This window comes from Methanobrevibacter sp., from assembly GCF_050872065.1.
GTDB lineage: Archaea > Methanobacteriota > Methanobacteria > Methanobacteriales > Methanobacteriaceae > Methanocatella.
Genome location: NZ_JBNMGD010000008.1, coordinates 1 through 23362, shown reverse-complemented (window position 1 = coordinate 23362; position 23362 = coordinate 1). Strand labels below are relative to the sequence as shown.

Here is a 23362-nt window from a genome sequence, read left to right as displayed (position 1 = left end):
ATAGTTAAAAAAAAATAAGAAAATAGTAGCATTATAATTTGTTAATGTACTCCACATCATCTTCGGTAAGCCCAAATTTCATCCCATTCAAAAGACCATTTGGAAGTTTTGACAATATAGTCACAGGATAAGTGCTATTGAGCATTATAAACATCTGATGAGTAACATTTTGACGTGTTTTAACTACTATTTTATAGTTTTCATCAATTTTAGATAAATTTCCATCAAGAAATACATCATTAAATGACTGATTGAGAAGATATGTTGGAAACTCCCCTTTGATATTGAAATATTCCAATAATTCAGCAAAAATCATTTATTTCATTCCATACTTGGGAGTTTATCTTGATCTGAATCATATGAAGAACCTATTAATTTACCAGTATCAACATCATATTGACGGAAATTACCATCACTGTATGTTACTTCACGATAATACCCTTCACCTTCTTGACCATTAAATTTTACTACTTCACTAACAACAGAAGGACCAGACTCATTATTTTCTAAAGTAGCAGTTGTATTTGAATTATCACTGGTTACATTTGTTGTGTTTGTTGCATTTGAAATGTTACTTTCTATCGCAACAGGTTCATCTTGAGAGTTTTGCATAGATGTATATACAACAGCACCACCAACAATTAATAATGCGATGATTATACCAATCAAGATTATAACATAGTTTTCCATAATTTTCACCTCAATAAAAATTCATTAGATATAATTAACATGAATATCTTAAAATACTTTTCCATTTTTTAAAAGTGAACAAAATAAAGAATAAAAGAAAAAAATTAAAAATTATATGGGCCAAAGTCCAAAGTTTCTGTAATATGATTGTACCTATCTTCTTTTGGAGGTAATTGCATATAATCTCCATACAAACTTTTTAAAATATAATCATAATTATCAGGTACATTAACTTCAATGTCTTCAAATCTAATCTTTTTTATAGATTTAAAATCATTTTTACGAAATATTTGAGGATATTCATCTGCATTAGCTGAAATATCAAAAACATATTCAGCATTAGGATTTTTATACTTCTTTAAAAAAGAAAGGCATTTTTTATTTATTGTTGATGGTTTAATTTTAAATAAATTTAAAATATGATAACCAGCATGAGTTATTAATTTTGTAATAAACGGTAAATCATCTACTTTTATTTTAGACATGATCAATAGTTTATTATATAAAAAAGATTTTTTAAGTTGGAAATTTCTTTTTAGTTTATTATCACTTAAATCATCTAAAACAAAAATATCTATATTAATCCCAATATTAAAATCGACCTGATTAACCCATTTTTCCTCAAATTTAGTATTATTAAGCATTAATTTAGAAAATAAATGAAAATAATCTTTTTCAGTTTCATTAGCTAATAATCTATATTTATCATTAGGTGAATTGAAAATTTTTTTGAATTTCTCAAAGTCATCTCTAAACATGATAACATCCAAATCATCATCCCAAGGAATAAAACCATTATGTCTGATAGCACCTAAAAGAGACCCTGCATACATATAATAAGTAAGATCATTTTCTTCGCAAATTTCAATGAAATCTTTTAAAATCATTAATTCCAAACTTTGTAGATGTTTTAAAATTTTATCATCATATTCATTATACTTCAAAATATCACATTCAATTAATCAATCTAAAAATTTCATAAAGTTTTCTTTATTTTCTAAAGTAGTTGTAGTTGGTCTTCCAAGATCATCACGAGCACCAATTGAAGATAAAACCTCAATAAAACATAATTTACCCATATTTTTAACCTTAATAAGTTCTTCATCTAACTCCTTAAAATTATCAACAGATACTGCATAGGAATAACCACAAGCTTTTGCAATAGCAACAAAATCCATATCTGATGCTACAGTAGGCATTCCACCAACAGTCTCATGAGCACCATTATTAATTAAAATATGAACTAAATTATCAGGATTAACATTTCCAATTACTGGCATGGACCCCATATGCATTAATAAAGCACCATCTCCATCAATACACCAAACCCTTTTTTCAGGTTTATTAATAGCAACACCTAAAGCAATGGAAGAAGAATGACCCATTGAACCAACGGTTAAAAAGTCATATTTATGAGATTGATTTTTAGATTCCCTTATTTCAAAAAGTTCACGACTAGCTTTACCAGTTGTTGAAATAATTGGATCTTCACCAGATATACTAACAATATGTTCAATTATTTCTTCACGAACAATATTATTATCATTTTCATAAACCACTTTTTCATCATATGTTAAAGCATTTTTACGAATAACGAATGCAACACTTTTACCTACTTTGAGAATCTCATTAAATCCAACCATTGCTTCATTAAGTTCATCAATTGTAGTATCTTCACTAACTACAAAGTTTTCAATGCCCATTAAATCAAGTAACTCACAGGTTATTTTACCTTGATATATATGTTGAGGTTCATCATGAATTCCAGGTTGTCCACGCCATCCAATAACAAAAATAGCTGGAATAGCATAAACTTCATCATTTAAAAGTGATGCAACAGGATTTATAATATTCCCTTCACCACTATTTTGCATATAAACAACAGGGACATCACCAGTAGCTAAATGATAACCTGCAGCGAGAGCAGTAGAATTACCCTCATTTGCAGCTATTAAATGATGTTTTTCATCAATACCATAAGTATTTATTAAATAATTACATAATGCTTTTAGTTGTGAATCCGGAACACCTGTATAAAATTCACAATTTAAAACATTGACAAAATCTTCAACTTTCATTTTGTTTAATCCTATTTATTTAATTGAGGAGTGATTATTTTTTCAATAAGGAACTCTGCTGTTTTATCAATTTCATCATATTTTACTTCTTTTGGTAATGATTCACCGAAAGCTTCTTCAACTTTTTTAACTAAATCATCAGTATAAATTAATGTTGCATCACGAATATCTTCTACACCATCTAAAGCTAATGATTCACGGTTTGCTTTGTCCATTTCATCAAAAGTAAATACGGATTCATCAATCCAAGAAGAGATTTCACCATTTTTATAACCTATAATTACAGGATATCCACCAATTTCTCCAAATACACCTGGTGAAAATATTTTTTGATTATTACCTGTTCGTATTGCATCAATTATTGCAGAAATAATACGATAATTACTTGAAGCATTCATCATATTCCTTTTTTGGTCAACAGGCATACTAATAGAACATGCTTTAAATATATCATCATGAGGAATATCTTGTTCTTCTCCTTTGTAATATATTTTAAGAGGTAACTCGACACCTTCAGTCTGTCCTTCTTTACTGATACATACATCATGGAAATGTGCTGCTGCAAAATTAAAGTCAACATTCCAGAAATCACCAACTCCTAAGATATTTGCTACTGCAAATTTCATTCTAGGAATTAAATGATTTAAATTTCCACTTCCAAAATCAGGATATGCCTTTCCAGCACTTTTAAGCCATGGAATAACAGCATCAGAGTAGGAAGTATTAATAACCACAGCATCAGTATCCACATTTTCACATGCTTCCATTATATTTCTTGTGAATCTAATAGATAATGGAGTCCAAATACCATATGCTCTTACATTACTCCAAGAAATACTACCATATTTAAGACCAGGATATGCTCTACTAGAGTTAACAATAAAATCCGGATGATATTTGTCTATTGCTTTTTCAATTGATTCAATATTATTTAAGTCCACACCAGCTTCAATTTCAATTTGGGATTTATTAACTTCACGAATAAGTCCGGCAACACGGACAATATTGACATCAGATTGCATTTTTTCTTGGTTTCTTCCTACAACAACCAGTTTTATTGCAGGATCATTTTTACTTACTAAAAAGTCTAATAAATAGGTTCCAACACTACCTAAACCAATAATCATTATAGTTATTTCATCATCATTTACATGTTTTTCCACAATTTTTAACCTTTCATCTAAATTTTTCATATCATTTCCTCCAGTATTCTACTATAAATCGATAATCATCATGAGTATTACAGTTAACCCAATGTTTTAATCCAATGAGCTCAATATCATTATTATTTTCAATTAAATCAAAATATTTCTGAATTATAGCTAAATTAGTATCTTCCATACTGTTATTATAAAATTCATCGTTAGCAATTTTAAGCAAATCCATATCTCTAAATTTCCAGGTTTGACCTGAATTAAAAATAGCTTTAAACGGTTCTTTTAAACTTAACATTCCATGATCACTATTAAATAAATAGTGATATTTATCATTCTCATTTTGATATAAAACCACTGATTTATTTGAATAAATCGGTTCCCTATTACATGTTAAAACATTTTTATCAGATTTGATAACTTTTGTGAATGATTCCCCATCAATATCCAAATCACCCTCAACAAAAAGTATTTCATCAATCTCATTAAAATTATCTAAAGCCTCTTTAATTCCTAAATATAAGCTATAACCTGAACTCAAATCATCAAAAAGGTCATTTTTAACAAGAATAATTTTTTCTTGTAATTCATGTGGAATATATTTGTTGACATAATCAATCAAATCAGTATATTTATATCCTCCAACGATGATTATTTTATCAGAATACTTTAATTTCTTAATCATTTGATAGATTAAAGTATCTTGAGGATTTTTTTCATAATATAAACATTTCAATATCTTTTTTTCATCAGGAATATCTTTATTAAACCTACTAGAAATTCCTGCAACTGTAATAATGGAAATCTTCAAATTTACTCACCTAATTTTTAGTGTAATTTTCAACACACTTATCTAATCCTTTATCTAAGTCAATGATTGGTTTCCAATTAGTTTTAGTTCTAATTTTTTCTGTAGATAATAATCTTCTTTCCGGATCAGATTCACGATAACCTTCAAATTTAATAATAGCATCATCAATGCTCATTTTTTTAGCAATTAATTTAGTTAAATCAATAATGGAAATTTCTTCATCTGTAGCAACATTATAAATACTACCATCAAGTGCAGAATCTGTTTTTGCTAATTCAAGTACTGCACTACAACTATCATAATTGTTTAAGAAAGTCCTACAATTCTTTTTAGAATTTTCTAGCAAAACAACTTCTTTTTTATTTTTAAAGCTATCAATAATATATGGTATAATATGCTTTGGATATTTCTCATCTTTACTATAAACATTAGCAAAACGAATAGAACAACCTTTAATTTTTCCAGCATCAACTGCATCTTTCATAAAAAACTCAGTTAATAATTTACCAGTTGCATAACTAGTTCTTTGACTGTGTTCTGCATTAGCCATAGTAATATAATCAGATTCTTTAACTCCACCATCTTCATTCCAAGAATTCATTGAATAAATCTCAGATGTAGAACAATTAATATATTTTTCAGCACCTACACGAATAGCTTGTTCTAAAAACCTATTCATACTAACAACATTTGTTTCATAAGTCTCATAAACATTATAAAAATGCTCTGTGTGAACAACAGCTGCACAATTAATATAAATTACTTCATGAAAATCTTCTTTTAAGTCCACAACCATTGATTCAATTTTATTCATATCTTCAATACTATTTAAGTCATATTCATAAAAATCAAAACGTTCATCATCAATACAATCGCTTACAGTATCAATTGACGATGCATAGAAATTATCAAAACCAATGATTTTTACTGCGTTTTCACTTTGATTCAATAACTGGCGAACTAATTCATTACCAGTCATCCCCGTAACACCACTAATAACATATAACACATTCATATTATAATTCCCCTTGTTAAATTCCATTTTCTAATCTTTTTCTATAAAAATCATCAATACTACCATCATATAAATTCATAGCTTCATATTTAGAATAATTAACAGATTTTAATTCAACACTCATTAATTTTGTGTCTAAAATTGCATATTGAGCATTAGGATTATGATTTCTAGGCTGACCAACAGAACCCGGATTAATAAACAATACGGATTTTTTATTTCTCATAGCAGGATTTTCAAACTCGTAAAACTTTTGAAAAACATGAGGATAATGAGAATGACCTGATAAAACAATATCATAATCTATATAATTCCCATTTAAATTATCTGGAAAAATTGCTTTCCAATAATTATCATTTAAAGATCCATGAATAGCTAAAACTTGTTTCCCATCTAATTTAAATTTTGTTCTACCCTCTTGAATTAATTCATTATTCAAATAATTCTTGGATTCAACAGTTAAAATAGAATTAGTGAACTTTGCTGATTCAACACCCCTAAAACTTGAAAAATGATTAAAATCTTTTGTCAAAATGGCCTTTTCATGATTTCCCCAAATATTACAAATAATTTTTGAAGAGAATTTTTCACGAATAAACTCAACAACCTCATTAGATTGCATCCCATAGTCTATTAAATCACCTAAAAGGATTATTGAATCAATATCTTGATTAATTAAATCATTGGAAACTTCCTTTAAAGCAAATAAATTCCCATGAATATCTGATAAAATTGCATATTTTGACATTTAATCACTTATAACTCATCAATTAATGTAATAATCTTTTTAATAGACAATAACTCTTCATCAATTTCATGTGCTCTATGATGTTTTAAAATGCTTTTTGCAGCATTTTGCATTGCAGGGAAAGCTGCTCTTAATAGCTGATTTGCATAAATTACAATATTAACTCCATGTGCAATTAATTCTTCTTCTGTGATTGTATTATATGAAGACGGAACTACAACAAGTGGAGTTTCTTTATCTTCTTGCCTAAATTTATCACAGAATTCTAAAATTTCATCAGGCTCTTTTTTTCTACTATGAATCATAATCCCATCTGCACCAGCATCACGGAATGCAAAAGCTCTTTTAAGTGCATCTTCCATACCTTGTTCTAAGATAAGACTTTCAATCCTTGCAATAATCATGAAATCATCGGACAATTGTGCATTTTTACCTGCAGCTATTTTTTCACAGAAATGATTAATTTCATCCTGTGTTTGTTTTACTTCATTTCCAAATAATGAATTTTTCTTTAATCCAATTTTATCTTCAATAATAACTGCTGAAACACCCATTCTTTCAAGAGACCTAACCGTATAAACAAAATGTTCAGCTATTCCACCAGTATCTCCATCAAAAATGATTGGTTTTGTAGTAACCTCCATAATATCATTGATAGTTCTAAATCTTGATGTCATATCTACCAATTCAATATCTGGCTTACCCTTTTCAGTACTATCACATAAACTTGAAATCCACATTGCATCAAACTGATCAATGCATTCATCATCCGCAATAACAGTTTTTTCAGCTATTAACCCTGTTAAACCACTATGAACCTCAATTGTTTTAACGATTGGGACAATATCTAATAGTTTTTTTAATCTTGCTCTTCTAAGTTCAGGCATAGCTAATTTTTCCCTCATTTGCCTGTCAACTTTTTGTATTTTTTCACTGAAAGTGTATGGAACTTCAATTAATTCTCCACCATATTTATCAAGAACAGAAACAATATTCTTTCTTATTATCTTCATGGAATCTTCAGACCAATTATTTCCATGAATAATATAATTAGGTTTGAGTTTACGAACAACATCATCATACATTATCTTATTTTGAACTATTACATCTTTAACATCAGGAATTTCTCTAACTAACTCCATACGTTCTTCAGTTGTTTTTAATGGGAATCTATTATATTTCACCATTTCAGAGTCACAAAGAACTCCAACAACAACATCCCCATATTTTTTAGCCTCCTCAATTAAATTTAAATGTCCCTCATGAATGACATCAGTACAAAAACAAGTGTATACAATTGGATTATTAGATTTCATAAAATTACCTTAAATTTATTAAAATTGTGTTTAATATTATTATAATCTTTAAAAAAAGAAATATTTAAAAATTTCCAACACATAAATAATAATTAAATAAAATAAATTATCGGGAAAAAACTATGTTTAAATCAAAGAGATATGACAATGAAACATTAAAACACTTACAAAAGGTCCAAATAAAAATTTTAAAATATTTCATTGAAGTTTGTAACAAACATGATTTAACCTATTTCATTTATGGAGGTAGTCTACTTGGAACTATAAGACATCAGGGATTCATACCTTGGGATGATGACATTGATGTAATAATGTTTAGAGAAGACTTTGAGAAATTAAATAAAATTTTAGAAAAAGATATCGATGAAAATTACAGGTTCATTAATGTTTTAAATGAAGAAACTTACCATTATACCTGGGCCAGATTAATGTTAAAGGATACAATATTTAATGAATGGTGGGCAGATCAAGTTGATTACACTCAAAACATTTTTATTGATGTTTTTATTTTAGATAATATTCCAAACAACAAATTTAAAAGATTTATCCACAAATGGACTTGCTTTTCACTTAATCAATTAACAATGTATGCATTTCTCAAATATGATAATAACTCTAAAATAAAGAGAACAGTTCAAAGGGCATTATATTACTTACTAAAAATAATCCCCATTTCACCATATAACATTAAAAAGAAATGTATAAACTCATATAAAAAGTATCAAAAGGATGATTGTGAAGAAGTATGTGATTTTCCAGCAATATGTCAAATGCCAGTTTATCATAAAAATGATTGGTTACCTCCAAAAAAAGCACAGTTTGAAGATATCGAGGTTAATGTCCCTAATAATTATGATAAAGTATTAACTAGAACCTATGGAAATTACATGCAATTGCCTCCTGAAGAATCAAGATGGCGTCCAGCACCTGACGAAATTGATTTTGGAGAATATTAAACATTATTGATTACAATGAAAACTAAAAAAGAGAGAATATTTTATTACGATTTTCTAAGAGCATTTGCAATTATTGCAGTTATTATTTGTCATGTAGATATCTTCTTCGGTCCATTAACTACTACAACACAAATTATTGGCCAAATGACATTTCATGATATTGGAAGAATTGGTGTGCCCATATTTCTCATGATAAGTGGAGCACTTATATTGAATCGGGAGTATCCTAGTTTAAAGTTTTTCTTAAAAAAAAGATTCGTTCGCATTATTTATCCGTTTATTTTTTGGATTGTACTCATTTTAGGTCAAATTGCATATTACGGAGGTAATCAAACTTATCTTTGGAAGGTATTTATTGGAGACCCATCAATTACTTGGTATTTTTGGGCTTTAATTGGAATTTACTTATTCATGCCTATTCTTAATTCATTTGTGAAAGAATATGGTGAGGAAGCAGTAAAATACTTTTTAGCTATTTGGTTTGCACTTATAGTCTTACAAACATTCCATATCCAATTATGGGACAATCTTAATTTAAGTTACTTTGCAGGTTATGTTGGATATCCTATTTTAGGTTATTATCTAGCGAATAAAGAATTTAAAATGAATGACAAAAAAGTTTGCATTTCTGGATTAATCATCCTTTTAATTTCACTAGCTTGCTTCGTATATCTAAATTACATTGGAAGCCCAGCAATTGATTCTATTTACCAAAATGTACCAATAGTATTCATGGGATTAGGTTTATTCTTATTTATTCAATATGCAGATAAACTAAACAGATTTAAATCAATTAAAAATAATTTCATTGGAAAAGCAATTATATCATTAAGTGTGTGTAGTTATGGAATGTACTTTTCACATGTTATTGTGACTAAATTCTTATCTTATTATAATCCACAGTCTAATTTGATGTTTCCGGTGATGTTTATTCTTATTGTTTTCCTATCATGGTTATTACCATATATATTAAGCAAAATCCCATATTTAAAAATATTCAGTGGAGCATAATACGAATTAATGTCTATGATTAAATTTTCTATAAAATTTTTTAATCTTTTTATTATTATACAATAATGAATACAAATCAGAAACAATAATAGCAAGTGTGAAATGTCTTTTTAAGATTAAATTATTTAAAAAGTCCAGCTCTTTTTTCTGAAAATTTACTTCTTGGTCTAATGATATTTCAAAATCATAAATTTTTGAGATATTTTCTTTCTTATCTTTCCTACTTAAATTTGAAAATATCAATAATATAGCACTCATATTACTAAACAGAATCCTCTCTTTTGTGAAAGGAACATCTTTAAGCAAATCCATTACATTTTTGAAACCTTCAAAGAAATAATTGAATTTTTTCAAGTTATGATCATGTATAACTGAATTTTGACTTTCAAACACATTATATATATATAATTTATCATTAGGAAGTAAGGTTACTTTTTTTGAATTAATCAAAGCCTTAAAATAAAAATAAGTATCCTCAGCTAAAGTATCTTCTGGAAAAGAAATATCATTTTCCACTATTAACTCTTTGTTAAAAATTTTACCCCATGGTGCAACATGATTATAACTAAGCCTAATAAAATTCATCTGATTTAATAAAGGATTGATATTAATTATATCAGAGTTATCCTCACAGTTATGGAGGATATTCACTTTCATTTTTTCACCATCTAAATTCCAAAAATGAGCACACATTACAAAATCAGAATTTTCACTAATTATAGTATCATACAATTTTTCACATGCATTTGGTAAATACTCATCATCAGCATCTAAAAACATTAAATATGGTGCTTTTGCATATTTAATCCCAGTAGATCTTGGTTTTCCCGGAAGTCCTGAATTTTCACTTAAAAACACTCCAATAATATTATCATGTTCATTAGCATATTTTCGGATAATTTCTTGAGATTTATCATTGGAATTATCATCAACTAAAATTAATTCAATATTCTCAAACCCAATAGTCTGATTGATAATTGAATTTATTGCTGAATCCAAAGATTCCTGAGCATTATAAACCGGCACAATCATACTAATTTTATAATCCATATCCACACCTCATATCTATTTAAACATAGCTTCCGCAAGCACAATATCAAAAGGGCGAGTTATTTTAAAATTATTTTGATTACCTTTGAATAATTTAACTTCTACATCCCTTAAGTGAAAAAGGACCATAGCTTCATCCAATTTAGCTATTTCCTCATCAGATAAATCTTCATAAATTTCTAGAAATTTATCAATATTAAATGACTGTGGGGTTTGTGCATGACATAAATATTTTCGTAATGGAACATCAGTTAATTTTCCATCCTCTTTTGATTCAAATATAACATCAGTTGCAGGTATTACTGCACTAGCTGCACCTACTTCAATTGCATATTTAATACTGTCTTCAATTAACTTTTCAGATACAAATATCCTTGATGCATCATGAGTTACTAAAATTGAGTCATTTTCACAATTCTGATTTTTCATATAATTAATAGAATTTAAAATAGTATCATTTCGAGTTTCACCACCCTCAATAACAACAATCCTATCATAATTAAGAAAATATTCATCCATTAAACTCTCTGTTTTATCAATATATTCTTTTGGAGAGGATACAATAATTTTATCTAAATCATCAACATTTAAGAATGTCTCAACAGAATGAATCAAAATTGGCTTATTATTAATATCAACAAACTGTTTAGGTTTTCCTTGATTTAATCTAGATCCTATACCTCCTGCTAACAATGCTGCACATATCATAAAAACACCACACTACAATTTATCCCAAAACCTCTTAAAAGCATCTTCAGGATTAACTCTATCAATAATTACATCATAGGCAAAATCAACCGTTGCAGATTCAATATTATATTTTCTACATAAATCTTTCATTATTACAATTGTATTTTTTCCTTCAAAAAGAATCCCAGATGCTTGCTCATCAATTATAATTTTTTGACCATATAAAACACCTAAAGTATGATTTCTGCTTACAGTTAATGTTGAAGCCGTGATAATATCACCAAATCCACAATAATCATCAACAGTGTCTCGTTCACCACCAAATTTTTCTATTAAATCCTTTGTTTCATTATATGTTTTTGTAAATACAGAAAAACGTGCATTTTCATTTACTTTCATTCCTTGACAAATTCCTTGGGATATCGCAATTACATTTTTAATTACACCACAATATTCCACACCAATAACATCATCAGTTGTGGAAACTTTGAATTTAGGAGTTTCAAGAGCTTTTTTAACTTTTTTAAGATATTGTTTGTTACTACATGCAATTGATGCTGAAGAAAAAGTTCTCTCAACCATTTCAGCAGCAATATTCGGTCCAGACAATACACAAGCAGGTCTTCCAGTTTCTTCCATGATGACTTCACTCATCCTTTTTTGAGTTCCTTTTTCAAGACCTTTAGCAGTATTTACTAAAACACAATCCGCAGAAATAATATCTTTCAAATCACGAACAATTTTCCTTATTGTTGAAGAGGGTAATGTTAAAAAAATAATATCTGCATCTTTTAAATTATCTAAATCGTTAATAGCTATAATATTATCTTCTAAGCGAATATTTGGAAAATACTCTTTATTAAAATGAGTATTATTTATATGATTTGATACTTCTTCTCGCCTTGCATATAATAAAACCTTTTGAGCATTTTCACAGACGGTTTGAGCAATTGCAGTTCCCATAGCTCCTGCACCAACAACACCGATATTTGAAAACATGAATAAATATTTAATTTCTTCTAATATAAAAAATTAATACTTACCAAAATCAAGAGCATCTAAATCTTCATAATTCAATCGATAAATCTCAATACGTTATAAATTAGCAAATAATATAAACAGATTAAAACAAAATATAAAACATTATAAATTAATAAAGGTAATATAAAATGTCAAAACCAGTTGTTGCAATAACAAGACCTAAAGATAGGGCAAAAAAGGCTTGTGATATTGTAGAAAAATTAGGTGGAAAAGCTATTTTAGCACCAACACTTGATTTGAAGCCTGTAAATAGCGAATCTTTAAAAGATTTAGTAAAAAGAAAAGATGAACTTGATTGGATTATATTCACATCACCAACAACTATTGTTTCATTAAATAAGTTTTATCCAGATTTCTTGAAAAGTCTGACATGCAAATTAGCAGTCATTGGAAATAAAACAGGAAAACTTGCCGAAGAGAATGGTTTGAAAGTTGATTTAGTTCCAGAAGAGTTTACTGCTGAAGGTTTAATTGAAGAGTTTAAAAGACGTGGAATTACAAATAAAGTAATTGGAATTCCAAGAACAGTTTCTGCAAGACCAATTTTACCAGAAGAATTAGAAAAACTAGGAAATGAAGTTATTTTAGCTGAAGCATATAAATCATTATTTCCTATGGATAAAGATGCAGTTAAGGAATTAATTTCTAAAATTGAAAATAAAGAAATTGATGCTATTACATTTACAAGTCCATTAACTGTAGAAAATTTCTTTAAAATAGCTGAAGACGAAGAAAAAACAGCCAAATTATTATCTGATAATTTATTAACTGTTTGTATTGGACCAATTACTGCAAAAGTTTTGCAAAAATATGATATTACCTACATTTATCCTGACACTTACACAATTCCCGATATGATGGAATTATTATTTAAAAAATGGAGAGAGTTAAATGGATGATAAAATAAGTATTATTTTACCGATTTTTAATGTTGGTGACCACTTAAGAGGTGGAATTGACTCACTTATTAATCAGACTATAGGAAATGAAAATTTAGAAATTATCATGGTTAACGATTGTTCAACAGATGGATCTGATAAAATCATAGATGAATATGCTGAAAAATATGATTGTTGTATTGCAATTCATCATGAAAAAAATAGTGGCGCAGCATATACTCCACGTAATACTGGTATTGATGCTTGTACTGGGGATTACATAATGTTTCTAGACCCTGATGACAGATACACACCATCTGCATGTGAAAAATTATACCATGCAGCTAAACAAAACAATGCAGATGTTGCATTTGCCCGTTTTAGAAGAATATTTGAATATGGAAACAAAGTTCAAAAATCATTTTCACCTTATTTAGATAGTTTGGAAACAACATATCCTGATGAAAATTTTGAGACTGCAAACTTCTTAGATGTTCCTGATTTCATTTGGGATAATTTTGTTGAAAGATTCCTTTATGGTAAAACATTAGAAGTAACTTATCCAAGAGATGGTCCAATTGACACAATACATATTGATAATATCGAACAGGAACCTGACTTATTGAAAATGGCTCCTGCAGTATGGAGTAAAATCTATAAACGAGAATTAATCATGGATAATAATTTAAGATTTCAACCATTCGTTTCAGGAGATGATATGGCATTTTCACTCGAAGCTCTCCTAAAAGCAAAAGGAATTGTATTCTTGAACAATTTCATGTGTTATGATTACTACATTAGAGACTTACCTGATGATAAATCCATTACTAATAATGTTAATGTTAGACTGCTAGATGAATTAATGGAATCATACATTTACTGCAGACAATGTACTGAAGAATTTTCAGAAGAAATTCAAACTGTATCAATAAATCCACATTTACTTCATTGGACTAATTCATGGAAAAACTCTTCATTTACAAAAGAAGAAAACAAATTATTGCTTAGTAAAGTGAATAAACTTAAAAGCATCCACCATACTAATTTTAAAACTAAAATGTTATTAGGCTCAATTTCAAAAGCAATCGAATCTAAAATTCAAATTCAAAAGGAGTAAAATAATGCTAGATTATAAATATGTAATTGTAGGTGCTGGACTTTCAGGTTTGACAATTGCTGAAAGGATTGCAAATGAACTGGATGAAAAAGTATTAATCATTGAAAAACGTGACCACATTGGTGGTAATGTTTATGATTTCTACAAAGAAAACATCCTAATTCAGAAATACGGTCCTCACATTTATCATACAAGTGATGAAAAGGTTCATAAATATTTATCCCAATTTACAAAATGGACCAACTATGTGCACAGGGTTCTAAGCAATGTTGACGGTAAACTTGTCCCAATGCCAATCTGTATAGATACATTAAATAAATTATATGATTTGGATTTAGATGAAAATTCAATGAAAGAATGGATTGACGAACATAAAGATGACATTGATGAGATAAAGTCTTCTGAAGATGTTGTCCTAAAGAATGCTGGCCGTGATATATACAATAAATTATTCAAAAATTACACTGAAAAACAATGGGGAACATCAGCGGCTAACTTAAGCCCAACAGTAATTTCAAGAATTCCATTTAGATTTAATCATGACGACAGATACTTTAGCGACACTTATCAAGGAATGCCAGAAGACGGATTTACTAAAATGTGTGAAAACATGGTAAAATCCGATAACATTCACATTGAACTTAATTCAGACTATAAAGATTGTATTGATGAAATTAATTACGAAAAATTAATTTACACAGGTCCAATCGATTACTTTTACGATTATAAATATGGAGAATTATTATACAGGTGCTTGAACTTTGTATATGAAATCTTGGATGAAGATTCATATCAGGAAGTTGGTGTTGTTAACTATCCAAATCACCCATATTTTACAAGAATAACTGAATTTAAAAAATTGACTCAACAGAAAATTAATGGAAAAACCGCCATTATGAGAGAATACCCTGGATTTAATGGTGAAAAATGTTATCCATATCCAACCCAAGAATATTTAGATAAATTCAAATTATATGAGACAGAAATGGAAAAAGAAGAAAATGTAATCTTTGCAGGTAGACTTGCTAAATACAAATATTATAATATGGATTTAGTTGTCAAAGATGCATTGGAAATTTTCGAAAATGAAATTAAATAGGTGTTAAATATGATTACTGTTTGGCCACAATATTTGAATAAAAATTTGACTCTTAACGAAGGTCGAAAAATTAGTTTAGAAGATGCAGTAAAAGATCCAACTATAAATGACATAGAAAGAGCTTTAAAAAGATTAGGACTTAAATACGAACTTGAAAAAAATAAAGCATTTCCTGGAAAATGGTACGAAAAATCTGGAAGAGCTCTCGTTGAATGGGATAAAACCAAATTAGAATTAATAAGAGAAATTAGCTTAAAAATTAAAGAAATGAGAAACTGATTACAATGCAAATACCACAATTAATGCACGAACAGTACTGTCAAGCAAAAGAACTTATCGAAAATGCCTCAGATATTAAAGTTTATTCACATATTGACTGTGATGGTATCTGTTCAGGTGCAATCTTATCAACCATACTAGATAGACAAAATAAGGAACATGAAATCGAATTTGTGAATTTAGATGTTCTAGATGATATTGAACTTACACACGAACTTACAATCTTTTCAGATTTAGGGTCTGGCCAAAAGATAGATACAAAAGCCAAAAAGAATCAGAAAATACTTATCCTAGACCACCACCCTCCATTAAGAGACTTGAATTACAAAAACGATAAGAAATATACTTATTTGGAAATTAACCCAAACCACCATGGCATTGACGGATCATACGATGTTTGCGGTGGAGGATTATGTTATTTCCTTGCAAAAGAATTCGGATATGATGATTTAAGTTGGATTGGTGTTCTATCCGCAATTGGAGACATGCAAAACTCAAAGACAGGGCATTTTGAAGGATTAAATGAAATTATCCAACAGGATGCGATTGATGGAGGATACTTAGAATTGGTAAAAGACGACATTAACATCTATGGAAGAAATACTCGTCCATTATTTGTCGCTCTTTCTTACTTTAGTGATGTCAAACTTCCAATTACTAATAACACTAATGAAACCATGGCGATTCTAGAGGAGTTAGGTATTGATGAAAAGCATAATAGAAAAACTCTAAACGAGCTGACAAATGAAGAGAAAGGTAAACTTTTCCAACATTTAATGTCAATGCTTACACAAGCAGTTCCTCCAAAATATATTCAATATTTACCTCGGTTAATATTAGGTGATTCATATACTTTCTTAAAAGAAGAAAACGATAGTATTTTAAGAGATGGATCTGAATTTTCAACAGCAATGAATGCATGTGGAAGAAATCATGAAGAGAAGATAGCTATGGAAGTTTTAAAAGGAGATAGGTTTGTTGCACTCGATGAACTTGAAATAGTAAGCAAAACCCATAGAACCAATCTTGCCAAAGGAATCAGTAGTGTTGCAGAAAGTGATAACACAAACATCATAGAACTAGAAAACTTGCAGTACTTTGATGGGACAGGAATTGCACCCGAAATTGTTGGAACAATTACTGGAATGATTCTAGGATACTGCAATTGGAAAAAACCAATTATAGGATTTACACAAACAGATAACGATTGGCTTAAAGTATCCCTTAGATGTTCAAAGTTACTTTCATATGATGGAATTCACTTTGGAAATATTATACGTGAAATTTCAGGTGAAGTTGGAGGATCAGGTGGAGGCCATTCAGTTGCTTGCGGAGCATATATTCCAATTGATAAAAAAGATGAATTTTTAGAAAAATTTAATCATGAATTAGATGGAAAATTAACAAAATAAATATGCACTTAATTCAATAATTATAACCATCACACATTACATTAAGAGTAAATAAATTTTTAAATAGCTTTCAATATCCACCAAATGACAATAAACAATTACTTCACACAAATAAGTAAAGAAAATACAATATAAATAATATAAAATTAAATATATAAATTAATCAATTTCAATTGAGGGATGAATTATGATGAAAGCATTTAAAAAAAGAGGTGCACTAACTCATTTTCAGATTTTAAGTGAAATCTCAAAACAAGATCCTCACCTCAAACAAAAAGATTTGGCTAATAAATTAGGAATCACAATCCAAGCTGTTTCCGAAAACATTAAAACATTAATAGAAGAAGAGTACATTACTTCTAAAGATGGTAGATCTCCTTATAAAATAACTCAAAAAGGTATTGAAAAAGTTAAAAAGGATGCAATCAGTCTTAGAAAATATTCTGATTCTGTTTTAGAAACTATGAACCATTTCAAAACTATCTGGCCAGCCATTGCAAAAGAAAATCTTAAAAAAGATGACATGGTAGGTCTTTTTATGGAAAATGGTGTGTTATATGCTCATAAAAAAGAAGAAAATGCAACAGGGATTGTTATAAATGATACTGAAAAGGGAATGGATGCTGCATTATCAAACCTTACAGGAATTATTGATGTAAGTATTGGTGATGTAACAATAATCAATGTTCCAACCATTAATGATGGAGGATCCAATGCTTCTGATTTAGAGTTGATTAAAAAAGTTTATGAGAATGGAACAAACAGCGGCAAACCAATTGATAAAGTTGCATGTTCAGGTACTGTTGCACGTGCGATTATCAATAAATTGAATTTACCACTTGACATAGAGTATGCTGCCCCAAATGCTACAGCAAATGCTGCACGCAAAGGCTTGAATGTCCTCGCTATTTGTGTTGGTGACATGAGCAAGTCTTTTACCCGTGAGCTTGAATCTGAAAAAATAAAATATAATATTATTGATGGTAAAAAGTAACTAATCTTCCCTTACCATCTTTAATAAACCCGCAGCCAACAGTTGCGCATCTATTTTCTTACTTGTGTTATCCTTGATTGAATCAATATAGCAATCATCCAATTGTCCACGTTCAATGATATTAATAGCTTTATTTAAAATTAATTTATTTTTGATTTTTTCAACATCTTTATATGAAGGAATCTCCTTTTCTGTAATTTTAGTATTGTTTGCCTTTCTAATAGCTGCAAATCTTCTGGTTTCATCCCTACATACTAAAGTAAAAGCATAACCAAGCTTACCTGCCCTTGCAGTCCTTCCAATTCTATGAATATAATTTTCAGGATTTTGTGGAACATCATAGTTAATAATAACATCCAAGTTGTCAACATCCAATCCACGTGCTGCCACATCAGTTGCAACTAGTATATTAATATTTCCATTTCTAAACTTGTTCATCACTTTATCCCTCATCTTCTGAGTCATATCCCCATGAAGACTGTCAACAGAATATCCTCTTTTCATTAAGTGCTTTGCAACATAATCAACACTTTTCTTGGTATTACAGAATATCAACGCAAGTTCAACATCATATACATCAAGCAACTTGGTCATGTCATCAAATTTGTATTTTGCATTACATTTGAAGGAATATTGAGTTATTTTTGGAGTATTTTTCTTGTTTGCTTTAACCTTGATAAATTTAGGATTATTTTGATATTTTTTAGCTATTTTTTTAATTTCACCAGGAATTGTAGCTGAAAATAACAATGTTTGTCTGTTTTTAGGAGTGTTTTTCAAGATAAATTCCATATCATCTATAAAACCCATATTTAACATTTCATCAGCTTCATCTAAAACAACACTTTCAATACCATTTAAATCTAGGTTACCTCTATTAATATGATCAATTACACGGCCAGGAGTTCCAACAACAATATGGACTCCTTTTTTCAATACTCTTGATTGCTTTCCAATTGGTTGACCACCATAAACAGATAATATTTTGAGTTTTTTAAAGTTAGATGCAACTTTTGAAATCTCATTTGCCACCTGTATACATAATTCCCTTGTTGGGCATAAAACAATAGCTTGAGGAGATTTATCCTCAATGAAAATCTTTTCAATGATTGGTATTGCAAATGCAACCGTTTTGCCAGATCCTGTTTGAGCCTGACCTATTACATCACAGCCATTTAAGGTTACTGGAATAGATTTCTCTTGAATGGGTGTTGGTTTACTAAATCCCATTTCATTCATTGATTTTTTAATTTTATCGGAAATATTTAACTCATTAAAATTCATTACATTAATATTTAGTGAAATAACTATTTATATTAATCTAGATTGAACGGTTTTTTGTGGAAAATCAGACATAAATTCAAATATTTCCCAAGTATTATTCAAAATTCCATGTTTTTTAGTTTTATTCAAAAAATGACTCATCAATTCATCATTGTTTGGACTTGGAAGAGAATAACTATCTCCAAATTCTCGGACATATTTCTCTTTAAGGCCCGGAAAATGTTGGTCCAATTTTTTATAAAAATATCCTCGGTTGCCCTCTCTTAAAGTCAAACCTATCTCAAAACACACTATTCCAGAAACCCCTGCATCAATACATGAATCTAAAATTGAATCAATATTTTCATATGTATCATTAATATAAGGTAAAATTGGACATAACCAAACAACAGTTTGAATATCTTCCTCTTGAAATCTTTTTAAAACTTCTATTCTTTTAGATGTAGTGCAGACATTAGGCTCTAATATTTTGCACAATTCATCATCTGCAGTTGTTAAAGTCATCTGGACAACTACCTTTGACTTTTCATTGATTTTCTTAAGCAAATCTAAATCCCTTAAAATCAAATCAGATTTAGTAATGCATGAAAATCCAAATCCATATTTATAAATTAATTCCAAGGATTTCCTAATATATTTAAGATTCTTTTCAAGAGGAATATATGGATCAGTCATTGCTCCAGTTCCAATCATGGTTTTATGCCTTTTGATAAGTTCTTTTTTTAATAATAATAGTGCATTTTCCTTGACCTCAATATCTTCAAAGTCATGATTCATATTATAAACATTACTACGGGAATCACAGTATATGCAACCATGACTACAACCCCTATAAATATTCATTCTATTTTTTGATGACAGTATGCTTTTTGTATTAGTATAGTGCATGAATATAATTTTGGCTTTGAAAGATAAATAATTATACTTCAAAAAATATATAGTAAAATATGCTAGAAAAAAACATTATTGAATATTCAAAGGAATATGAAATCAAAGACCATCCTAACATAAAAGGACTTCAAATAATCGAAGGTAAAAATAATTTCCCAATTAGCTGGTTAAATAAACAAGGATATTGTGAATATCAACTATATCTCGAACACATAAAAAATATAAAAACCCAATCAACACCCGAAATGACACATGGAATCTCAATTCATAAACAACTTGAAGACATATTCAAAAAAGACGCCATACCAACAACATTTGAAGAAGCAATTGAATCCTCAAAAATTGAAGCATCAATGTCAAGAGAATGCTTTGTGGTGTCTCCTAACTATGGAATCAGAGGATTTATCGATGAAATTTGGATGAAACCTAATGAAATTGTTATAATTGATGACAAACCTGGAAGAACACCTTATAACTCAACAATGAATCAAGTAAGAGCATATTGCCTTGCATATAAAGATATGACCAATGATAAAAGAATCATTAAAGCAGCACTTAGAGAGCGAGGAACAGACAATCTCTTCTGGACTGAAATATTTACTCCAAATATTGAAAAAGAAATCAAATTCACAATTAACAGAATCCATGGTTTGTTTGATGGGACAAAACCATTTATACCAACAAAAAATCCTAGAAAATGCCACTCCTGCAGGTTCAAACATGATTGTGAATATGCACAATAAAATTAAATGAATAAAAAAACTATTTAATAATCTTATTAATCATTTTTTAATTACAATAACTTCAATTACAACATTAACCATGACCTACAAATCATTAGAACATATATATTTCATACTCATGAATATGAAAAAACATGATTCTTTAAAATGTAAAGTTGATTTATATAAAAAAATAAGTATTGAGCTTATCTAAGCTCATCAACAACAACAGTTTTTGAAATAGTATTAAAAAATCTGTCTTTTTTTAAGATTTTACCAATAGCCCAGTCAAAAATTATTGGAATCCAATAAATTTTAGTTAGATTGCGCACAATAGCTTGACTCCAAGAGATATTTGCCCCATTTTGGGACATTACTTGTAAATACATTAATGATTTACCAACACTAGCACCAACAAGTTTTTCACATAACACAAAGTAAACCATGATTAAAACTGGAACCACATATATAAAATATTGGTATATTGGATTATTAACACCCAATACCAGTGATAATAAATAAGATAAAATCCACATAAATGCTGAAACTACAAAGAAATCCGCAAAATATGCAACAATTCTTTTTGAAAAGACACTTACCATTTTATCACCTTAACAGACTCTAGGAACTGGATCAGCAATTGGTGCTTCAAGTATTCTTTCACCACCAATAGGAGTATTGACTACAACATAATCTCCTTCGATAACTTCACCAATTATAGCTGCATTTTCACCATATTTTTCACTTTTAATAGCTTCAAGAATCTCTTCTGCCTTATCGGCTTTAACACCCATAACAACTTTACCTTCATTTGCTACTTCCAATGGATCAATTCCTAACATCTCAGATACTGCATGAACTTCTTCCTTAATTGGAATTGCTTCTTGTTCAAGAACAACACCCACACCAGATTTTGATGCCATTTCATTAATAGCATTTGCAAATCCTCCACGAGTTGGATCTTTCATAGCAGTAACTCCTCCAATATCCAAAGCTTTTTTAATAATATTCCACATTGGAGCAACATCAGATTTTAAGTCAGTCTCAAATCCAAATCCTTCCCTAAAAGACATTAAACTCATTCCATGGTCACCTAAACTACCCGTTATAATAATTTTATCCCCAACTTCTAAAGTTGAATCACGAATAACTTCACCTTTTTTAGCTATTCCAAGACCAGTTGTAACCATTACAATACCATCAAGTTTATCTTGAGGCATTACTTTAGTATCACCAGTAATTACAGCAACATCTACCTCTTCACAAGCTTCATTTAATGATTTAATGATTCTATTTAAATCTTCAATTGGAAATCCTTCTTGCATGATTATTGCATTTGAAATAGCTAACGGACGAGCACCCATTACTGAAACATCATTAATTGTTCCAGCAGCTGAAATCCTACCAATATCTCCTCCAGGGAAGAATAATGGATCAATAGTGTGACCATCGGTTGTTAAAACAAGCTCATAATCATCTCCAATTGGTATTGATGCACCATCATCTAATGCATCTAAACTAATACCACCATTAACGCTTTTCTTAGTGATATTATCTAAAATTGTGCTAGCTATTAAATTAGCCATTACTTCTCCGCCAGCACCATGATTCATATTAATTTTATCTTGTGACATTTTATCTCCTAATTAAAAATAATTAATGAAATAATATTTGTAAAAACAAGTATATTAATATAATTAAAAAAAATAAAAAAAAAGAGAAAATTAAAGAAAAAAATCTTTAAATTAAAATTCCGTTAATAACACCATCTTGACCAGGTCTAGATGTTACTTTAGCATTACCTTCAGCGGTTTCTACAATTGCACCTTTGGTAATGATGTTCCTTCTTACGTAGTTAGGGTTTGCAGAGTTTTCTACTACGTTAAGGATATCTAAAACTTTGGTTTTACCATCAGCATCAGTAACATTGATTTTATTACCAGTAGCTAACCTAAGTTTTTCATTTCCACCACGGGTTCTAATTTTTCTTAATTTTTTTTCATCTAACCTAGTTTCTGCTGGGTCTCTTCCTAATTCAGATTTCCTTTTTCCACGGTTTGCAACATTTCTTGCACCGGAAGGACTCCTTGTTGATTTTCCTTGAGAAATTGCCATTATTTCACCTA

At 29.2% G+C, this 23362-nt stretch carries 26 protein-coding genes; 9 read left to right on the top strand and 17 right to left on the bottom strand.

All coding sequences use genetic code 11. The features are described from left to right. Window positions 1-31: 31 nt before the first annotated feature. The 9 genes from ACR0P1_RS02095 to aepX all read right to left on the bottom strand — a co-directional run bounded on the left by ACR0P1_RS02095 (window position 32) and on the right by aepX (window position 7812). Window positions 32-316, bottom strand: a complete 285-nt coding sequence (locus tag ACR0P1_RS02095; protein WP_432644750.1) for a hypothetical protein — start codon at window positions 314-316, stop codon at window positions 32-34. 5 nt (window positions 317-321) lie between these two features. Continuing rightward, window positions 322-690 (bottom strand): flagellar protein, FliL, encoded by a 369-nt coding sequence (locus tag ACR0P1_RS02090; RefSeq protein ID WP_432644749.1) that lies wholly within the window; start codon window positions 688-690, stop codon window positions 322-324. A 104-nt stretch (window positions 691-794) separates the two neighbouring features. Further along, complete coding sequence (locus tag ACR0P1_RS02085) at window positions 795-1634, bottom strand: LicD family protein (RefSeq protein ID WP_432644748.1); 840 nt, start codon at window positions 1632-1634, stop codon at window positions 795-797. Between the two features lie 18 nt (window positions 1635-1652). After that, window positions 1653-2768 carry a phosphonopyruvate decarboxylase gene (aepY, locus tag ACR0P1_RS02080; RefSeq protein ID WP_432644747.1) on the bottom strand — a complete coding sequence of 372 codons (1116 nt, stop codon included), beginning with the start codon at window positions 2766-2768 and terminating at the stop codon, window positions 1653-1655. A gap of 11 nt (window positions 2769-2779) precedes the next feature. Beyond that, window positions 2780-3961 (bottom strand): saccharopine dehydrogenase NADP-binding domain-containing protein, encoded by a 1182-nt coding sequence (locus ACR0P1_RS02075; protein WP_432644746.1) that lies wholly within the window; start codon window positions 3959-3961, stop codon window positions 2780-2782. Between the two features lies 1 nt (window position 3962). Then, on the bottom strand, window positions 3963-4733 hold the full coding sequence (locus tag ACR0P1_RS02070; protein ID WP_432644745.1) for a DUF6564 domain-containing protein: 771 nt from the start codon (window positions 4731-4733) through the stop codon (window positions 3963-3965). Window positions 4734-4743: 10 nt separating this feature from the next. Beyond that, the gene (locus ACR0P1_RS02065) at window positions 4744-5748 is read right to left on the bottom strand and encodes an NAD-dependent epimerase/dehydratase family protein (RefSeq protein ID WP_432644744.1); all 1005 of its coding nucleotides are present in this window, start codon (window positions 5746-5748) and stop codon (window positions 4744-4746) included. Window positions 5749-5764: 16 nt separating this feature from the next. Next, entirely contained in the window at window positions 5765-6496 is a 732-nt protein-coding gene (locus ACR0P1_RS02060; protein ID WP_432644743.1) for a metallophosphoesterase family protein, read from the bottom strand. Between the two features lie 8 nt (window positions 6497-6504). Beyond that, on the bottom strand, window positions 6505-7812 hold the full coding sequence (gene aepX, locus ACR0P1_RS02055; RefSeq protein ID WP_432644742.1) for a phosphoenolpyruvate mutase: 1308 nt from the start codon (window positions 7810-7812) through the stop codon (window positions 6505-6507). A gap of 122 nt (window positions 7813-7934) precedes the next feature. Here aepX and ACR0P1_RS02050 point away from each other — a divergent pair, with 122 nt between their 5' ends. Together ACR0P1_RS02050 and ACR0P1_RS02045 are read left to right on the top strand one after the other, a co-directional pair. After that, window positions 7935-8768 carry a LicD family protein gene (locus ACR0P1_RS02050; RefSeq protein WP_432644741.1) on the top strand — a complete coding sequence of 278 codons (834 nt, stop codon included), beginning with the start codon at window positions 7935-7937 and terminating at the stop codon, window positions 8766-8768. 15 nt (window positions 8769-8783) lie between these two features. Continuing rightward, window positions 8784-9779: an acyltransferase gene (locus tag ACR0P1_RS02045; protein ID WP_432644740.1), complete on the top strand. Its 996-nt coding sequence runs from the start codon at window positions 8784-8786 to the stop codon at window positions 9777-9779. Window positions 9780-9785: 6 nt separating this feature from the next. Here the strand turns inward: ACR0P1_RS02045 and ACR0P1_RS02040 are convergent, their stop codons facing one another. From ACR0P1_RS02040 to ACR0P1_RS02030, 3 genes are read right to left on the bottom strand one after another with little or no spacing between them, the layout of a single operon-like run. Next, a complete protein-coding gene (locus ACR0P1_RS02040; RefSeq protein WP_432644739.1) occupies window positions 9786-10829 on the bottom strand; it encodes a glycosyltransferase family 2 protein in 1044 nt (347 codons plus the stop codon). A 15-nt stretch (window positions 10830-10844) separates the two neighbouring features. Beyond that, a complete protein-coding gene (locus tag ACR0P1_RS02035) occupies window positions 10845-11537 on the bottom strand; it encodes an IspD/TarI family cytidylyltransferase (RefSeq protein ID WP_432644738.1) in 693 nt (230 codons plus the stop codon). Between the two features lie 12 nt (window positions 11538-11549). Next, window positions 11550-12518 (bottom strand): NAD(P)H-dependent glycerol-3-phosphate dehydrogenase, encoded by a 969-nt coding sequence (locus tag ACR0P1_RS02030; RefSeq protein WP_432644737.1) that lies wholly within the window; start codon window positions 12516-12518, stop codon window positions 11550-11552. A 170-nt stretch (window positions 12519-12688) separates the two neighbouring features. Here ACR0P1_RS02030 and ACR0P1_RS02025 point away from each other — a divergent pair, with 170 nt between their 5' ends. From ACR0P1_RS02025 to ACR0P1_RS02000, 6 genes are all read left to right on the top strand, one after another. Further along, window positions 12689-13459 carry a uroporphyrinogen-III synthase gene (locus tag ACR0P1_RS02025; protein ID WP_432644736.1) on the top strand — a complete coding sequence of 257 codons (771 nt, stop codon included), beginning with the start codon at window positions 12689-12691 and terminating at the stop codon, window positions 13457-13459. Next, a complete protein-coding gene (locus ACR0P1_RS02020; protein ID WP_432644735.1) occupies window positions 13452-14555 on the top strand; it encodes a glycosyltransferase in 1104 nt (367 codons plus the stop codon). Before ACR0P1_RS02025 ends, ACR0P1_RS02020 begins: the two co-directional genes overlap by 8 nt. A 4-nt stretch (window positions 14556-14559) precedes the next feature. After that, a complete protein-coding gene (gene glf, locus ACR0P1_RS02015; protein ID WP_432644734.1) occupies window positions 14560-15654 on the top strand; it encodes a UDP-galactopyranose mutase in 1095 nt (364 codons plus the stop codon). Between the two features lie 9 nt (window positions 15655-15663). After that, window positions 15664-15933, top strand: coding sequence for a signal recognition particle subunit SRP19/SEC65 family protein (locus ACR0P1_RS02010; protein ID WP_432644733.1), 270 nt, complete (start codon window positions 15664-15666; stop codon window positions 15931-15933). 5 nt (window positions 15934-15938) lie between these two features. Then, on the top strand, window positions 15939-17345 hold the full coding sequence (gene recJ / locus ACR0P1_RS02005; protein ID WP_432644732.1) for a single-stranded-DNA-specific exonuclease RecJ: 1407 nt from the start codon (window positions 15939-15941) through the stop codon (window positions 17343-17345). A gap of 190 nt (window positions 17346-17535) precedes the next feature. Further along, window positions 17536-18339, top strand: a complete 804-nt coding sequence (locus ACR0P1_RS02000; protein WP_432644767.1) for a winged helix-turn-helix transcriptional regulator — start codon at window positions 17536-17538, stop codon at window positions 18337-18339. Here ACR0P1_RS02000 and ACR0P1_RS01995 read toward each other — a convergent pair whose 3' ends face one another. Both ACR0P1_RS01995 and ACR0P1_RS01990 read right to left on the bottom strand, forming a co-directional pair. Continuing rightward, window positions 18340-19623, bottom strand: coding sequence for a DEAD/DEAH box helicase (locus ACR0P1_RS01995; RefSeq protein ID WP_432644731.1), 1284 nt, complete (start codon window positions 19621-19623; stop codon window positions 18340-18342). Window positions 19624-19650: 27 nt separating this feature from the next. Continuing rightward, window positions 19651-20511, bottom strand: coding sequence for an SPL family radical SAM protein (locus ACR0P1_RS01990; protein WP_432644730.1), 861 nt, complete (start codon window positions 20509-20511; stop codon window positions 19651-19653). Window positions 20512-20570: 59 nt separating this feature from the next. Here ACR0P1_RS01990 and ACR0P1_RS01985 point away from each other — a divergent pair, with 59 nt between their 5' ends. Then, window positions 20571-21257 (top strand): CRISPR-associated protein Cas4, encoded by a 687-nt coding sequence (locus tag ACR0P1_RS01985; protein WP_432644729.1) that lies wholly within the window; start codon window positions 20571-20573, stop codon window positions 21255-21257. A gap of 185 nt (window positions 21258-21442) precedes the next feature. Here ACR0P1_RS01985 and ACR0P1_RS01980 read toward each other — a convergent pair whose 3' ends face one another. From ACR0P1_RS01980 to ACR0P1_RS01970, 3 genes are all read right to left on the bottom strand, one after another. Further along, window positions 21443-21838, bottom strand: a complete 396-nt coding sequence (locus tag ACR0P1_RS01980) for an RDD family protein (protein ID WP_432644728.1) — start codon at window positions 21836-21838, stop codon at window positions 21443-21445. Window positions 21839-21847: 9 nt separating this feature from the next. Beyond that, window positions 21848-22870 (bottom strand): hydrogenase expression/formation protein HypE, encoded by a 1023-nt coding sequence (gene hypE, locus ACR0P1_RS01975; RefSeq protein ID WP_432644727.1) that lies wholly within the window; start codon window positions 22868-22870, stop codon window positions 21848-21850. A 106-nt stretch (window positions 22871-22976) separates the two neighbouring features. After that, window positions 22977-23351 (bottom strand): 30S ribosomal protein S8e, encoded by a 375-nt coding sequence (locus ACR0P1_RS01970; protein ID WP_432644766.1) that lies wholly within the window; start codon window positions 23349-23351, stop codon window positions 22977-22979. Between the last annotated feature and the right edge of the window lie 11 nt (window positions 23352-23362).

Coding starts and splice junctions, on each gene's coding strand:
- ACR0P1_RS02095 (WP_432644750.1), bottom strand. CDS start 316: ATGATTTTTGCTGAATTATTGGAATATTTCAATATCAAAGGGGAGTTT.
- ACR0P1_RS02090 (WP_432644749.1), bottom strand. CDS start 690: ATGGAAAACTATGTTATAATCTTGATTGGTATAATCATCGCATTATTA.
- aepY (WP_432644747.1), bottom strand. CDS start 2,768: ATGAAAGTTGAAGATTTTGTCAATGTTTTAAATTGTGAATTTTATACA.
- ACR0P1_RS02075 (WP_432644746.1), bottom strand. CDS start 3,961: ATGAAAAATTTAGATGAAAGGTTAAAAATTGTGGAAAAACATGTAAAT.
- ACR0P1_RS02065 (WP_432644744.1), bottom strand. CDS start 5,748: ATGAATGTGTTATATGTTATTAGTGGTGTTACGGGGATGACTGGTAAT.
- ACR0P1_RS02060 (WP_432644743.1), bottom strand. CDS start 6,496: ATGTCAAAATATGCAATTTTATCAGATATTCATGGGAATTTATTTGCT.
- aepX (WP_432644742.1), bottom strand. CDS start 7,812: ATGAAATCTAATAATCCAATTGTATACACTTGTTTTTGTACTGATGTC.
- ACR0P1_RS02050 (WP_432644741.1), top strand. CDS start 7,935: ATGTTTAAATCAAAGAGATATGACAATGAAACATTAAAACACTTACAA.
- ACR0P1_RS02045 (WP_432644740.1), top strand. CDS start 8,784: ATGAAAACTAAAAAAGAGAGAATATTTTATTACGATTTTCTAAGAGCA.
- ACR0P1_RS02040 (WP_432644739.1), bottom strand. CDS start 10,829: ATGGATTATAAAATTAGTATGATTGTGCCGGTTTATAATGCTCAGGAA.
- ACR0P1_RS02035 (WP_432644738.1), bottom strand. CDS start 11,537: ATGATATGTGCAGCATTGTTAGCAGGAGGTATAGGATCTAGATTAAAT.
- ACR0P1_RS02030 (WP_432644737.1), bottom strand. CDS start 12,518: ATGTTTTCAAATATCGGTGTTGTTGGTGCAGGAGCTATGGGAACTGCA.
- ACR0P1_RS02025 (WP_432644736.1), top strand. CDS start 12,689: ATGTCAAAACCAGTTGTTGCAATAACAAGACCTAAAGATAGGGCAAAA.
- ACR0P1_RS02020 (WP_432644735.1), top strand. CDS start 13,452: ATGGATGATAAAATAAGTATTATTTTACCGATTTTTAATGTTGGTGAC.
- glf (WP_432644734.1), top strand. CDS start 14,560: ATGCTAGATTATAAATATGTAATTGTAGGTGCTGGACTTTCAGGTTTG.
- ACR0P1_RS02010 (WP_432644733.1), top strand. CDS start 15,664: ATGATTACTGTTTGGCCACAATATTTGAATAAAAATTTGACTCTTAAC.
- recJ (WP_432644732.1), top strand. CDS start 15,939: ATGCAAATACCACAATTAATGCACGAACAGTACTGTCAAGCAAAAGAA.
- ACR0P1_RS02000 (WP_432644767.1), top strand. CDS start 17,536: ATGAAAGCATTTAAAAAAAGAGGTGCACTAACTCATTTTCAGATTTTA.
- ACR0P1_RS01995 (WP_432644731.1), bottom strand. CDS start 19,623: ATGAATTTTAATGAGTTAAATATTTCCGATAAAATTAAAAAATCAATG.
- ACR0P1_RS01990 (WP_432644730.1), bottom strand. CDS start 20,511: ATGCACTATACTAATACAAAAAGCATACTGTCATCAAAAAATAGAATG.
- ACR0P1_RS01985 (WP_432644729.1), top strand. CDS start 20,571: ATGCTAGAAAAAAACATTATTGAATATTCAAAGGAATATGAAATCAAA.
- ACR0P1_RS01980 (WP_432644728.1), bottom strand. CDS start 21,838: ATGGTAAGTGTCTTTTCAAAAAGAATTGTTGCATATTTTGCGGATTTC.
- hypE (WP_432644727.1), bottom strand. CDS start 22,870: ATGTCACAAGATAAAATTAATATGAATCATGGTGCTGGCGGAGAAGTA.
- ACR0P1_RS01970 (WP_432644766.1), bottom strand. CDS start 23,351: ATGGCAATTTCTCAAGGAAAATCAACAAGGAGTCCTTCCGGTGCAAGA.